Raw genomic sequence first — 14,458 nt, 5'->3', positions numbered from 1 at the left:
CAATGTAAAACAATGATAACAAAGGTAGTCAATATTCACCTTGTCTATACTGTTGATACTTGTAAGGATTGTTAAATATTGTTATAAAAGGTGCTGGCGAAGCCAGCTACGCCGTAAGGCGTAAGAACACGGTTAAACCAGAATGAACCAATGTTTAACCCGCGTTCTTAACGCTAAACAAATATTCAACAAGCATTTGTATCAAATGCAGTTAAAACATTGGTCACACAACTCTCTCACTGTTGTTACCTTCAATGTAAACCAAAAACAGGAGGTAATAACATGGTAAAAGTTGGAGACAAAATTCAAGCTACTGGATTCGGTGAATTTTTTAGCGCTATACTTCTTGGTTTTTCCGGACGGGGCATTGTTATTTATGTTCACGGTGCTGGTAACCTTGAAGACAGGTTTAAAGAACTTGTTGAAGAGACAATCAATTTTGAGAGAATTAACGAAGGAATCATTTACATCGATGAACAATCACATAAAGCTTGTTGGCTTGCTGACGGTGACTATGAGGTAATTCAATCTGCATAAAAGGGAAGACCGCCTTGTTTGGGCGGTCTTTTTGTTTTATAACGAGAAGTTTTCAATTTCTTTATCCATGTCGTCCTGGACTAAACCAATATACCGGCGGGTTACACTTGGGGCTGAATGGTTTAACAACTCCATAAGCGTGTAAATGTCTTGTGTCTTTTGGTAAAAATGATAGGCGAAGGTTTTCCTCAACGTGTGGGTTCCAATGTCATCAACGCCCATAAGCTGTGCAACCTCATTCATGATTCTGTATGCTTGCACCCGTGTGAGCGGCTTATCTCCCTTGCGGCTTGGAAACAACCACTCATCATCTTTCTTGTTTTTCGTATATTCCTCAATTTCAGCTTTCAGTGCATTGTTGATAAGCTGATTTTTTGTTTTACCCGTCTTTGATTCGGAAACCTTGAGATATTTTTTCCCTCGCACGTCGCAAACCTTTAGTTTCAGCAAGTCCGAGATACGGAGGGCGGTGTTGATTCCCAATACAAACAAGAAACGATTGCGTTCCCCAAAGACCCCACGGTTAAGCAGGGTCTTAAATTCTTCAATCACTTTCTTGTCACGAATTGGCTGAACGTATTCCATTATTCCGCACGCTCCTTCAACCATTCTTCAATTTGTTTTAAAGCTTCACGGTGAATTTGGCGGTCTTTTTCGTTCTTATCCACATACTTCAACAGGTATTCAAGAGCTTCCTTTTGTCGAATAAGGCTACTCAATTTAATTACCCCCTGTTCTTTTGATGAATTTATTATACAATACGATACTGTAAAACGCAATAGCGAAATTGCGAAAAGGAGGAAAGTTTTATGATACTTGATTTTGACCCTGTTATTGACTCGTTACAACGGAAAGACGCAATTGAAGTAATGACAATAAAATTAAAGCAAATGCAAAAAGAAGCACAAGAGGGAGAGGACATTGACTTTGAATTATTTAAGGACTACAAGGACACACTTGCACGGTTGAAACGAATTGACCGCAGTGAAGACGACGTTCTTTACTTTGCCTATTGTTATTTTTCTGATGACATGAACCCGGATAATGACGACAACTTGATTCCAAACGGAACATCAATTGATGACGCCCCGGCGTTCCACCGTGAACTATGTAACAAGTTGAACGAGGTTTCCAACGTTACTCCGAACAAAAAACTATTGTGGGGCGCACCACGGGGTCACGCTAAGTCTGCATATCTTTCGAACGTGTTCCCCTTGCACCAAACTGTTTTTCAAAAGCGGAAATATATTTTGATTTTGTCAGAATCGAATGCAATGTCTATCAAGTTTATCGAATGGATAGGTAACCAATTGAAATACAACAAGAAATTGCGGAATGACTTTGGGGAACACCTTTCACCGATTACAAAGCAGAATGAACGTGATAACCAAGAATCATTTTTGACCAAGCATGGTGTTCTTGTTGAAGCATCTTCCATGGGTAGGCAATTGCGTGGTAAGCGTAACGGTGCAAGCCGTCCTGACCTTGTATGCTGTGATGACATGGAAAGTCAACGGAATACAAACACGCCGGAATTACGGGAGAAAAACCTGCATTGGTTTAACTCGGTTGTTATCCCTATCGGTGACCCACACAAGACCGCAATTGTTTACATGGGAACCACAGTTCATGCAAATGGACTACTTACAGCCGTGGCCAACCGTCCGGACTTTGAAAGCAAGATATTCTCTGCAATTGTTTCCCCGCCGGATAGGCAAGACTTGTGGGACGAATTCGAGGATATTCTACGTGACCAATCAAACCCGAACAGACTCGAAGACGCTAACAATTTTTATTATGAAAACAAGGAAGAAATGGACAAAGGCGTGGAAACACTTTGGAAACAACGGTGGTCATATAAAGACCTCATGATTGAAAAAGCGTCCATGACTTCCCGTGCGTTCAATTCGGAGTTTTTAAACAACCCGATTGACGAAGAAAGCCAGATTTTCCGCCTTGATGAACTGGAATACTTTGATTCTATGGAACTTGAAGAAGCGTACTCACGCCTTGAATTTTTTGGTGCATGGGATATTGCTATGGGACGTTCAAACCGTTCTGACTACAATGCAATTGTAATTCTTGGGCGTGACCGTAAGACCGGTATTATCTATGTGGTAGATACGTGGGCTAAAAAGTGCGCGGCGCACGTTGCACTTGAAGCTGTTATTGACAAAATGAAGCAATGGCACCCGCGTGTATTCTCTGTTGAAACCGTGCAAGCACAGTTTGACCTGTTCCGCCAATTGCGTGAACGGTGCATGAAGGAAAAACTTTATTACACCAAGTTGAAGGCGGTCACAACAAACCGTTCACACGGGAAGAAGGAACACCGGATTGAATCACTGGAACCACTTGTTGCAAATGGTGCCCTGAAATTCAAACGGTCACAACGTTTACTTCTTGAACAGCTTGAACAGTTTCCTAATGGTGAACATGATGACTTACCGGACGCCTTACAAATGGCTTGTGACCTTTGTTCACTCCAAACGCGGCGCGGTTGGTCAAGGAAACCAAAGGGGTTATAAGAAATTAAACAAATATCTTTTTGGATATTGTCAAATATCCCTCACTGTTGCCCCTTAGTTGTAGGTAAGTTTTAGAAAGGGGGCAACATAACAATGTATGAAATCGGAATGACGTACCCGCACCCTGACCACAAGGAACGGATTGAGCGGTATCGTCAAAATAGAAAGCTTTTCATGGGTGACGCAAGTATAAAGCTGACTGAAGGCACGATTGAAACAGCTTTTGACATATTAGATAGGTACCATGATACACTCTCAACATCACAGCGCCGTACGTTACGCATTTCAACCAACTTGGCGGGAATCATATGTAAAAAGTCGGCTGACTTCTTATTTGGGGAAAATCCGGTATTCTCGGCGGGACTACAAGATGATTCACCAGAACAACGAGCATTAGAACGCTGGGTTTCAGAAAATGACCTTCACATTGTTAATTACGAATCGGCGCTTTCTAATGCTTACCGTGGAGACTCATTTTATAAAATTAGGTGGGGACAGGAACACAATGGGTTACTTCCACAAGCATTAGACCCGTTCCGTGTGATTATTGAACCACAAAATGCGGAGTATGTATTTCCAGAGACTTATCCGGGAGACAAAACACGCATTTTTGCATACCACATTGCAATTCCTATTGAAGTTGAAGGAACAAAAGGTTCTGAATGGGTTCTAAAATGTGAATCACATTATCCGGGTAAAATTGTGTACCGTGAATTTTCCATGAAGCCAACTGTTGTGACAATTGGTAACACACCAACGGAGTGGAGAATTTACGCGGAAACAAAGGAAAAACAGGTTGTTGAAACGAATATTCCTTTCCCCCTTGTTGTACATGTGCCGAATTATTCAACTGATGACTCCTGGGAAGGCATTGATGATTTAAGTGAGCACCGTACGTTACTTGCGGAAATCAATTCACGACTTTCTTTAATTGCTGAAATTCTTGATAAACACGCTGACCCTGCAATGGTCGTTCCAGCAGGGACATTGATGGAAGATGAACATGGAAACCCTGCTTTTCGTGTTGGTATTGACAAAGTGTTTGAACTCAGTGACAAGGCAGATGTTGAGCCAAAATATGTAACTTGGAACGGTCAAATTGATGCGGCTTTCAAAGAGATTGATAAACTGATTGATTTGTTTCTCATCACGGCAGAAATTCCAGCGGTTGCGCTTGGCGCTGGGGATTCCGGAACAAGTGGTTCTTCTGGCCTTGCTATTAAGTGGCGGCTGAACTCCTTGTTGGCAAAGATAAACCGTAAACGTCAATATTACGATAAGGCTTTACGTCGTATTTTTACAATCGCGCAAATGCTTGAACATGACCGTAAAACAAAAGTTGACTATGAGTTTTTCAATCCGTCAATTAAATTCATGGATGGTTTGCCAAAAGACGAAATGGAACAAGCGTCTATCATGCAAATTCGAACGGGAGGTAAGGCAACCATTTCACAAAAACGTGCCATTATGGAAATTGATAACCTCACGGAAGAACAAGCACAACGTGTGGTTGAAGAAATCAACAACGAAGAACAGATTGATGCTGTTGACCCAACTGCATTTCAAACTGATGCATTGTTTTCCAACGAGGACAGCCAACAAGACCAACAAACGGATGACATTACCCAGGAAGACCCACAACAGACGGCGGGTGATTAATTATGAATATGCCGCCCTATCCAACATATGAAAAAGACGTTCAGCGTCTTACCTCGTACTACAAAACAGGTTTCAAAGAAATTGTTCGCTTGCTTAAAGAATTGAACCCAAACCAAGTAATTGAACAAAAGAGATACGAAGCCTTGCTTCAACAAATATCAATTATTCTCGCACAAATTGACCAAAAAAGTACCCAATGGTGCCAAGACGTTATTCAAGAAGCTTTTGAAGATGCACAGGCGCGGGCGCTTGTTTCAATGGGAGTTGTTGCTACAATTGCGGCGGCACGTTCCCAAATTTCAACTACGCAGATTGTGCGGAACCGTGCCCAACAAATGATAGAGGACACAATGGATGACCTTCTTCAAGCTACACAAAATACGAACAAGAAAATCAAGAAAATCGTTCGTGAAATTGTTGCTGATTCTTTGCGGCAAAATGCTATACAAAATATTGGAGTACGCCAAAACGTTAAAGAAGTTTACGATAGGTTGTTAAAAAATGGTTTTAGTCAATCCATAAGGGAGGAAACGTTTGTTGGTATTGTTGACCGTGCCGGCAGACGTTGGGATTTGGAGACTTACGTAAAAATGGTGGTCAAAACCAAGATTCAGCAGGCGCAATATGAAGGTGCACGCCTTGAAGCTTTGGAGAATGATTCAGACCTTGCAATTATTTCATCACACGGTGCAAAAGATTCTTGTTCGCACTTTGAAGGAATGATTATTTCACTAAACGGAATTACAAAAGGTTACCGCACATATTCAGATTTGCGGGCAACCAATTTGATTTTTCATCCAAATTGTCAGCACACTGTTCACCCTATTGGTGATATAAATGCATTGCCGCAAAGTTTGCTTGATAAACACGAAAAAGCAAGCCAAACGGCTGAAAAAGCATTGCAAAACCCTAGAGCAACAAAAGCACAGGACTATAAGAAAAAATAATTCGCTTGTTCGTGGCGATATACGAACTAGACCAATAAGGTTATGTCAATAAACTGTTCCGTAAAATATTCCTCGTGGTCGTTGCACGTTAAAAACGAAAGGAAAGGAGAACGAAACATGTTGTTACATTTACCTTTACAGTTTTTTGCAGAGGACACAGGGGCTAATGCTGGCGGTGGTGATAGCCAAGCAGACGCCGACAATTCACATGTGAATGATAACAAAGACGGGGAAAGCGCAAACCCGCAACATCAAAAAGAAAACTTTATTCCGAAATCTCGCTTTGATGAAGTGAATAACAAGTTCAAAGAAGTTCAAGCCCAGCTTGATTCCTTGTTGAAAGAAAGGCAAGAGCAAGAACTTGAAGAACAAAAGAAACGCGGTGAATATGAAAAATTATACGAATCAACCAAAAAGGAACTTGAAGCCGCACAAACGTACAAGGAACGAGCTAAACAGCTTGAATCAGTAATTGCTGAAATGGTTGAATCCAAGCTTGCTGAAATACCGGAAGAACTTCATGATATTATCCCAGATGGTATGACCCCGGAACAAAAGCTTTCTTGGATTACAAAAGCTCAGGCAAAAGGTCTTTTTGGGACTCAAAAACAAGAAGAAAATCCGAAAGAAAGCCTGCCACTTGGTGAAAACACAAATGGAAATAATGACAAGCACATTGATATTTCAAAAATGAGCGCAATGGAACTGTTCTTGTCGGCATATGGTCGCAAGAAATAATTTTACTTATTAATTACTAGATTACGAAAAGGAGTTGCTGAAAATGGCTTTGACACTACAAGAAGCCGCAAAGTACTCAACAGATACTTTGCAACGCGGAGTAATTGAAACATTTGCTCGTACTTCCGCGGTATTGGAACTTTTGCCGTTTATGGAAATTGCCGGTAACGCATATCGTTATAATCAAGAGGAAGCCCTTCCGGGTATTGCCTTCCGTGGCGTGAATGAAGGGTATACAGAGTCAACGGGTGTTATCAACCCACAATCAGAAGGGTTGGTAATTCTTGGTGGTGATTCAGATGTTGACCGTTTCCTTGTTCAAACCCGTGGAAACTTGCAAGACATTCGCGCAATCCAAACCGAAATGAAAGCTAAAGCCTTGGCACTTGAGTTTACCCGGGCATTCTTCAAAGGGGACACAGCTGTTGACTCCAAGGCATTTGACGGTTTGGAAAAACGTATCAGAGGTTCACAATTAATTTATGCGGATGGTGCTGGTCAAGCCGGGGTTGCGTTCACGAAAGGTAACACAGAAGGTAAAAGTCCTGATGATGTCACTTTCCTCGAAAAGCTTGATGAATTAATTGACGCTGTTGAAGGTGAGCCGGACGTTCTGTTTATGTCTAAAGCAATGCGTCGGAAAGTCAAAGGTATTCTTCAACGGTCTGAACACTATGTTGAAAATGGTGCTGACGCATTCGGTCGTCCGGTTATGACTTATGCAGGCATTCCGATTCGTGTAATTGAAACAGATGTTGAAGGTAATGAGATTCTTGGCTTCAATGAAACGGTTGGAGCAGACACTGACACCGGCTCCATTTATGCGGTTCGCTTTGGTGCGGAACAATACGTTGCAGGGCTTCGAAATGGCGGCGTAAACGTTCGTGACCTTGGTGAAATTGATGAAAAACCGGTATATCGTACTCGGATTGAATTCTATTGCGGTCTTGCGGTCTTTCATCCGAAAGCTGTTGCCCGTCTTGCCGGAATTAAAAAATGATGAATGACTGACGACGGAGATTGAAGGGGGAAAACCTTCTTCTCCGTCTTTTCTTTTGTATAAAACAATTATTTGAAGGGGGTCGTGACGTTGAAAATTGTTGTTAAAACACCTAACCTGGCATTCACAGGGCGGCGATATATCGTTGACCAAGATGTGTTTTTTCAGAACGGTCAAGCGGAACTCGAAGGTTCAGAACTTCATGTTGCTGTTCTGAAATCATATGGGTATGAAGTAACAACTCAAACGACCGACGAAAAGAAAAAGAAAGCTTCCAAAAAGTAAGGAGGCTGGTATAAATGGTGACAATTCAAGACGCCAACACATACTTTTCAACGGTTTTACACAACGCGGAATGGGTTGATGCAGACGACGGCACAAAAACACGCGCACTTGCAACAGCTGAACAAAACCTTCAACGTATAGTAAAAAGCGGTTTTGTCATCCCAAAGGAAGCAATTTTTGAACAGGCAATCATGCTTTTGCGTATGGACGATTCATTTTTCAAGGCGCAACTTGGTCAAACACAAGCTTCCGTGAGTGGCATTTCAATTTCCTATGATTTAAGCAAGGTTAAACTTGTAAATGGTATTCCAATTTCACAAATGGCAATTGCAATTATTAAAGAAGCCGGTGGTTCTATTGCGGGAATCACGAAAGTTGGGCGGTATTTGATATGAGCCTAATTCCAATGAAGGACACCGTTGTAATTGTGCGTTCGAAAGGTTACGACAGGTGGGGTGAACCACTTGGAACGGAAGAAATTGAGCTGAAATGCCGTATTGATTACCAGTTTCAAGTTGTGAAGAATGATAAAGGAGAAGATGTTGTCGCAAAGGCAACACTTCTATTCAACAAAATTGCGGATATTCAGTATTCAGACAAGATTACATTTACGGATGAGTTTGGTGTTCAACACACAGAAACGCCCATTTCTATCTCGCCACTTAAAAACATTAGTGGAAACCCCATAATGACAAGGGTTGTTGTGTAATGGACTTTAAATTTGACGTAAAAGTTAAAAAGAATCTCACAAGACAGGTACAAAGTAAGATTGTAAACGGTGTAAAGAAAGACGTACGAACAATTGCCCAAGACCTTGCAAGAACAAGCAGTGAATCGGCTCCACACCTGACTGGTAACCTGGAAAAGTCTTTCACGATTACTTATAAGTCATCTGGTGGAGTTTACAAAGCTGAAATTAAGTTTTCCGCAGTTGAAAATGGTTTTGATTACGCAATTGCAATGCACGAATGGGCATATAACCTTGGGGAAGGTTCTAAGCGTAAACCCGGTGGAACAGGAATGAGTGGAAAAAGGTACCCTATTGGACGAAAATTTTTAACCGGCGTTTTGCAGGGAGAAGCAAATGCATACGCCGATTATATAAAGCAACAAATTCGTGAAAATTTGAGAACGTAAAGGAGGGGTTCAGCTTGTTTTACATCATGGACGTCTTGGACTTATTGGAAGCAAACTTTCCAATGTATACGTTTGTACCAAACTCGTTTAAAAAAGTAAGCCCGGACAACTGCATTGCCATTGTACTAAATGGAGGCAGATACTCAAAACAAGTGGGAACCCCTTCAATTCAGTTCCTCGTACGAAACACAAAAGAAGAACTCGCGGAAAGGGTCGCTTATGAATTGTTTGACTTCTTCAATTACAAAACAAATTTTCAGCTTGGGAATGTTCAAGTGGTAATGTCAAAGGGTCAACAAGCCGCCCCATTGTACACAGGGACGGACGAAAGCGACCGTCACATATATTCTGTGAATGTTGATTTGACGGTTTCCCTTGCTTAATTATTACTAAATTACAAAAAGGAGTGTAAAAAAAAATGGCTGGACAAAAAATTGCCGGTGTTGATGTCCTTATTTACGCGGACGTAAACGGTACCAAAACACTTGTTGGTGGCCAAAGTGGCGCCAAGCTAAACCGTGAAGCCAACCTGATTGAAACAACTACAAAAGATGCTGAAGGTTGGGCAGAAAATATTACGGGTGTGCTATCATGGTCGATTGAATCAGATGGGTATGTGGTTGTTGACGACGCGGCACTTGATGCACTGGAAACAGCCTTTCTCGACCGCAAAGAGGTTGATGTTGAAGTACGTATGCCAAATGGCAAGATGTATTATGGTTCTGCATTTATTTCCGAGTTTCCTCTTGATGCACCACAAGATGACGCTTTGACCTACTCTCTTAAATTTGCAGGAAACGGAAAGCTGGAAAAAGGTTCTATTCCAACAACAGCATAGGTTGTAACAAAACAACCTTACAAGAACTATTAAAATGAGAAAAATAAGGGAGCCGTTGGGCTCCTTTTATTTTTTATATGAATAGGGAGGAAGAAGAATGGCAAACAAACAGCGCGGAATTGTAGAAGTTGAGCTCGATAAAGTGCGTCATATTCGCTATACAATGAACGCACTCGCTGAAATTGAAGATAAACTCGGGTATGGTTTGGCTGACCTTGATGGCAAACAATTAAAAATCAAAGAGGTTCGTGTAATTCTATGGGCTGGTTTGATTCACGAAGACCCTGAACTCACGGAAGAACAAGTTGGTGACATGATTGACCTCGGAAATATGCAATATGTACAAGGTAAAATGTCGGAAGCATTTGAACAAGCACAGGTAAAAAACTAAGCAAGGGCTTCGGGTGGCAAGAAATAAAAAGGTGGGCATTCGGTGCACTTAAGCTAAAACCGACTGAATTTTGGAATTTAACCTTACGGGAAATTATTGACCTGCTTGAAGCCTATTCACAAGAGGAACAACGCCGTGATGATGTTGAAAATCAGCGCCTTTCTTGGCTTGCGGCACACTTAATGAACGCTAGTGGAAACTTTAAAAGACGCATTCTCCCAACGGATTTGTATGAACCAATGGACTACAAGAAAGAAAACGAAACTGTTGAGCGGTTTGAATCCGTAGAAGAAAAACAAGAATACTTACAACAACTAAAAGCAAAGTTTGGAAAATAACTGAATACGGGCGGCTCCGGTTGGAGTCGTCCTTTATTTTTTATGCCATTTTTTTAAGAAATAAGAAAGGAGTTTGGGATATTGGCGGGGTTGGCAGAACTAGTTGTTTCAGTAGGTGCGGACATTTCGCGGTTTCAACAAGGTATGTCACAGGTTCAGCGCTCTTTGACCGGTGCACAAGGGAAATTTTCTAAAGTTGGCAAAACACTTTCCGGAACAGGTGCTGTAATGTCCGCCGCAATCACAACGCCACTTGTTGGCATTGGTGCGGCAGTTATAAAAACCGGTGCACAATTTGACTCACAGATGAGCCGAGTGAAGGCAATCAGCGGTGCAACAGGTAGTCAATTTTCACAATTGCGGAAACAGGCACTTGACCTTGGTTCTTCCACCGTATTTTCAAGTTCGCAGGTTGCCGAAGGCATGGAAAACCTTGCAAGTGCAGGTTTTACAACCAAAGAAATTATGAAAGCCATTCCGGGCGTTTTGGATATGGCGGCGGCAAGTGGTGTTGACCTCGGGACAGCTTCTGACATTGCGGCAAGCGCAATTCGCGGTTTTGGGTTAAAGGCAAGTGATGCGGGTCATGTGGCTGATGTGTTGGCAAAATCTGCGGCAGTGTCTAACGCAGATGTACAAGGTTTAGGGGAGGCCTTCAAATATGTTGCCCCTGTCGCGGGTTCCCTAGGTCTATCAATCGAGGGCGTATCGGCGGCAATTGGTGTAATGAGTGATGCCGGTATTAAGGGTGAGCAAGCTGGTACAACTTTACGTATGGGTCTTTTGAGACTCGCTTCACCAACAAAAGAAATGTCAAAATTAATGGACGAAACAGGTGCTTCCTTCTTCGACTCCAACGGCAAAATGAAAGATATGCACGGAATTGTACAGACGTTAATTACTGCAACAAAAGGAATGACCGACGAACAAAAAGCAAATTACCTTGCAACAATGTTCGGTGCGGAAGCAGTAAGCGGTTGGATGGCTTTAATTAATGCCGGAACTGGAAAACTTGATAGCTACACGGATTCATTGGTTCACTCTGATGGTGCCGCGGCTGAAATGTCAAAAACAATGACTGACAACCTTGCAGGCGCATGGCAGAACTTCACTGGGGCACTTGAACGGCTTGCAATTGAAGTTTCTGACGTACTAAAACCTGCGCTTAAAAGCGCAACGGAGTTTCTTACTAAACTTGTAGAAAAATTCAGTGACCTTTCCCCAAGTGCAAAGTTGACGATTGCCATAATTGCAGGTATTGTGGCGGCAATTCCACCACTTCTTATTGTGCTTGGTGCTATGGCAAGTGGGTTTTCAGCTGTGGCCGGTGCACTTAGCTTTATTATTTCTCCGGTTGGTTTGGTTGTGCTTGCTATCGGTGCACTTGTTGCGGCTTTTGTTGCGGCATATATAAAGATTGAGCCCTTCCGACAACTTGTAAATAGTGTTTTTATAGCGGTGAAAGACACTATTGTTAAATCACTAACGGCGGTTGCAACATTCATTCAACAAAAACTTGCACAAATTCAAAAGTTTTGGAATGACAATGGTGCACAAATTCTTCAAGCTATCCATAATGTGTGGGACTTCATGGCACCAATTTTTCAAGCTTCATTAGGTGCGTCACTTGCTGTAATTCAAGGAGCATGGACGGCTATAAAGGGTGTAATAAGTGGAGCCCTTAACATTATTGAAGGACTAGTGAAGGTATTTACAGGAATGTTCACGGGTGACTTCTCGAAAATGTGGGAAGGCGTTAAACAAATATTTTCCGGTTCAATTCAGATAATTAAGGGTGTTGTCAGCGGCGCTTTTAGTGCTATTGCCGGAATTGTACAAAGCTGGGCTTCCGGCTTTAAAGGAATTGTTAGTGGTGTATGGAGTGTAATAAAGTCTTTATTTAACAGTGGAAAAAATACAGTTGTGTCCATTGTTAAGTCCATATCAGGAACTGTTTCCGGTATCTGGAACAAGCTTAAAGATGCAATTGTGATTATTGTAAAAGCACTTTGGAATACCGTAAAATCACACTTCAATTCAATGAAGAATGACCTTTCTTCAATCGTAAACGCTATTAAAACACTAATTTCAGTCGGATGGAACGTCATTAAGTCCCTAACATCATCAGTATTCAATACCATTAAATCAACGGTATCAAGTGTATGGGGCAAAATAAAGTCAACAATACAATCAGTTGTAAACTCAGCCAAGTCAGTAGTATCAACGGCTTGGAATGGTATAAAATCTATAACCTCTTCGGTGTTTAATGCCGTTAGGGACTTCGTCTCTAGTAAGTTTAGTTCAATTAAATCTAGCATTTCAAGCGCGGTTACAGGTGCTAAAAATACAGTTGTAAGTATCTGGAATTCAATAAAAAGTGTATTTTCAAGTTCAATTGGCTATGTTGGTGGCAAGGTGTCCGAGTTCAAAAATAGTATTATAGACAAATTCAATTCTATAAAAAATTCTGTGACCGGAAAAATCAGTGAAATGGTTTCCAGCATGAAAAGCAAATTTTCAAGCGGAATTGGCGGGATGGTTAGCAGTGCTAAAAGTATACCGGGGAAAATTGGTAGTGCAATTAAGAAAGCGGCAAGTAATGCCGTGAGCGGTGTTAAAAGTTTGGCAAGTAAAATTATCAACTCGTTTAAAAGCGCCTTGGGTATTCACTCACCTTCACGTGTATTCGAACAGTTAGGCGGTTATGTTGTCGCTGGGTTAAAAAATGGGTTGACGAGTGACAATATTAAGTCGTTCGCAAGTAATTTGTTTGGCAAGGTCACAAGCGGGGCTCTTAAAACGTGGACTGCAATCAAGAATGCTTTTACTGGTGGCGGCAGTAGCGCCGTGTCACGGTGGACAGCAACCGCAACAAAAGCATTGATGATGACCGGACAGTTTTCAGCCGAAAACTTGAAAGCCTTACTGTACCAAATGAAAACAGAATCCGGTGGGAACCCATTTGCAATAAACCTTTGGGACTCTAACGCTAAACGCGGAACACCTTCCAAGGGTTTAATGCAGGTCATTGACCCAACATTCCGGGCATATGCATTGCCAGGATATGACAAAAACATTTACGACCCACTTTCTAATATTATCGCTTCCATTCGGTATGCTGTTGCGCGGTATGGTTCCTTAACAAAAGCATACCGGGGTCACGGATATGCAAAAGGTGGTATTCTCCGTGGTACTGGTGAAGGCGCACTTGTTCGCATGGCCGAAAACGGAAGAAGTGAAGCAATCGTTCCAATTCAGCACAAGCGGTATATGGCACCATTTGCAAAAGCCGTGGCAGATAATATGCAAGAAATAACGCCAAACACAAGCAAAACAGCACCACCTATTGAAAATATCATCTACACAACAATTGAACTTGATGGTGAGGTTGTTGGTCGCAAAGTTGAGAAGTATGTTACACAACAACAGGCTTCACGCCAAGGCCGTACAAGACGGCAAGGAGGCAGGTACTAATGTTTACGTTCAAAGGTGAAACTTCAACATCATACGAGGTAAGGGAGAAGACAGTGAAGCACACCGTTCTCCCTCCGGTTTCCACCAAAACCCTTGAACTACCGTTTCACGACGGGGTTCTTGATTTTGGGAGGGTTTATGGAAGCCGTACAATTGAGGTCACTATTGGTATAAAAGGCATATCGTATGGTGATTTGCGGAGCAAGGTTAGACGAGTTGCAAAATGGCTTGATTCTGAAACGCTTCAACCTCTTATTTTCTCTGATGAGCCAAATATTCAATACATGGCTCGGGTAAGTGATGATACAAGTCTTGACCAACTTCTTTACTATGGAGAAACCACACTCAAATTCTTCGTTCCAAACCCATTCGGTGAAGATGTACACTGTTTCTGACATCCAAAAATAACCGAAAGTTGACGGTATTGCCTGTCCGGAATTTGACGAGTATAATGTCCTCGTATTTATTCTTGAGAAAGGAAAAGGACATCCCCCATGATGTATAACTGTACCATCAGCTATACGGGGAATGTCCCACCAAAAATAACGATTATGGTTATTGTATCAGATTATAAGCTAATTGAAAA

Annotated in this window: 17 protein-coding genes and 1 pseudogene; 16 read left to right on the top strand and 2 right to left on the bottom strand. The window is 41.8% G+C overall.

Annotated features, from left to right (window positions below; genetic code table 11):
* The first annotated feature begins 282 nt into the window (after positions 1–282).
* Entirely contained in the window at positions 283–537 is a 255-nt protein-coding gene (locus tag P9687_RS00805; RefSeq protein WP_328228613.1) for a hypothetical protein, read from the top strand.
* Positions 538–573: 36 nt separating this feature from the next.
* Here P9687_RS00805 and P9687_RS00800 read toward each other — a convergent pair whose 3' ends face one another.
* Together P9687_RS00800 and P9687_RS00795 are read right to left on the bottom strand one after the other, a co-directional pair.
* On the bottom strand, positions 574–1,122 hold the full coding sequence (locus tag P9687_RS00800) for a site-specific integrase (RefSeq protein WP_328228612.1): 549 nt from the start codon (positions 1,120–1,122) through the stop codon (positions 574–576).
* Positions 1,122–1,256, bottom strand: a complete 135-nt coding sequence (locus P9687_RS00795; protein ID WP_328228611.1) for a hypothetical protein — start codon at positions 1,254–1,256, stop codon at positions 1,122–1,124. Before P9687_RS00795 ends, P9687_RS00800 begins: the two co-directional genes overlap by 1 nt.
* A gap of 90 nt (positions 1,257–1,346) precedes the next feature.
* Between P9687_RS00795 and terL the strand changes: the two genes are divergently transcribed.
* The 15 genes and pseudogenes from terL (at position 1,347) to P9687_RS00725 (ending at position 14,267) form a co-directional block, all read left to right on the top strand.
* Positions 1,347–3,065, top strand: coding sequence for a phage terminase large subunit (gene terL, locus P9687_RS00790; RefSeq protein WP_328228610.1), 1,719 nt, complete (start codon positions 1,347–1,349; stop codon positions 3,063–3,065).
* Positions 3,066–3,158: 93 nt separating this feature from the next.
* Positions 3,159–4,724 carry a phage portal protein gene (locus tag P9687_RS00785; RefSeq protein ID WP_328228609.1) on the top strand — a complete coding sequence of 522 codons (1,566 nt, stop codon included), beginning with the start codon at positions 3,159–3,161 and terminating at the stop codon, positions 4,722–4,724.
* Positions 4,725–4,726: 2 nt separating this feature from the next.
* Positions 4,727–5,671: a phage minor capsid protein gene (locus P9687_RS00780; protein ID WP_328228608.1), complete on the top strand. Its 945-nt coding sequence runs from the start codon at positions 4,727–4,729 to the stop codon at positions 5,669–5,671.
* 117 nt (positions 5,672–5,788) lie between these two features.
* A complete protein-coding gene (locus tag P9687_RS00775) occupies positions 5,789–6,409 on the top strand; it encodes a hypothetical protein (RefSeq protein WP_328228607.1) in 621 nt (206 codons plus the stop codon).
* 43 nt (positions 6,410–6,452) lie between these two features.
* Entirely contained in the window at positions 6,453–7,409 is a 957-nt protein-coding gene (locus tag P9687_RS00770) for a major capsid protein (RefSeq protein ID WP_328228606.1), read from the top strand.
* Positions 7,410–7,499: 90 nt separating this feature from the next.
* The gene (locus tag P9687_RS00765) at positions 7,500–7,694 is read left to right on the top strand and encodes a hypothetical protein (RefSeq protein WP_328228605.1); all 195 of its coding nucleotides are present in this window, start codon (positions 7,500–7,502) and stop codon (positions 7,692–7,694) included.
* A gap of 14 nt (positions 7,695–7,708) precedes the next feature.
* Positions 7,709–8,089 (top strand): hypothetical protein, encoded by a 381-nt coding sequence (locus P9687_RS00760; protein ID WP_328228604.1) that lies wholly within the window; start codon positions 7,709–7,711, stop codon positions 8,087–8,089.
* Positions 8,086–8,403: a hypothetical protein gene (locus P9687_RS00755; RefSeq protein ID WP_328228603.1), complete on the top strand. Its 318-nt coding sequence runs from the start codon at positions 8,086–8,088 to the stop codon at positions 8,401–8,403. Before P9687_RS00760 ends, P9687_RS00755 begins: the two co-directional genes overlap by 4 nt.
* Positions 8,403–8,831: a hypothetical protein gene (locus P9687_RS00750; RefSeq protein WP_328228602.1), complete on the top strand. Its 429-nt coding sequence runs from the start codon at positions 8,403–8,405 to the stop codon at positions 8,829–8,831. The genes P9687_RS00755 and P9687_RS00750 overlap by 1 nt, the downstream gene beginning before the upstream one ends.
* Before the next feature lie 14 nt (positions 8,832–8,845).
* Positions 8,846–9,214, top strand: coding sequence for a minor capsid protein (locus P9687_RS00745; protein ID WP_328228601.1), 369 nt, complete (start codon positions 8,846–8,848; stop codon positions 9,212–9,214).
* Positions 9,215–9,249: 35 nt separating this feature from the next.
* Complete coding sequence (locus tag P9687_RS00740) at positions 9,250–9,669, top strand: phage major tail protein, TP901-1 family (protein ID WP_328228600.1); 420 nt, start codon at positions 9,250–9,252, stop codon at positions 9,667–9,669.
* A 97-nt stretch (positions 9,670–9,766) separates the two neighbouring features.
* Positions 9,767–10,060: a hypothetical protein gene (locus P9687_RS00735; protein ID WP_328228599.1), complete on the top strand. Its 294-nt coding sequence runs from the start codon at positions 9,767–9,769 to the stop codon at positions 10,058–10,060.
* Positions 10,061–10,080: 20 nt separating this feature from the next.
* Positions 10,081–10,398, top strand: a pseudogene (locus P9687_RS17265) (phage tail assembly chaperone); the annotation flags it as partial.
* Between the two features lie 81 nt (positions 10,399–10,479).
* Entirely contained in the window at positions 10,480–13,872 is a 3,393-nt protein-coding gene (locus P9687_RS00730; protein WP_328228598.1) for a phage tail tape measure protein, read from the top strand.
* On the top strand, positions 13,872–14,267 hold the full coding sequence (locus P9687_RS00725; RefSeq protein WP_328228597.1) for a distal tail protein Dit: 396 nt from the start codon (positions 13,872–13,874) through the stop codon (positions 14,265–14,267). The genes P9687_RS00730 and P9687_RS00725 overlap by 1 nt, the downstream gene beginning before the upstream one ends.
* The last annotated feature ends 191 nt before the right edge of the window (positions 14,268–14,458 follow it).

This window comes from Weizmannia sp. CD-2023 (assembly GCF_036225245.1).
Classification (GTDB): domain Bacteria; phylum Bacillota; class Bacilli; order Bacillales; family Bacillaceae_C; genus Weizmannia; species Weizmannia faecalis.
Note: the sequence above shows the minus strand (reverse complement) of the source record. Positions and strands in the feature narration are given on the sequence as shown.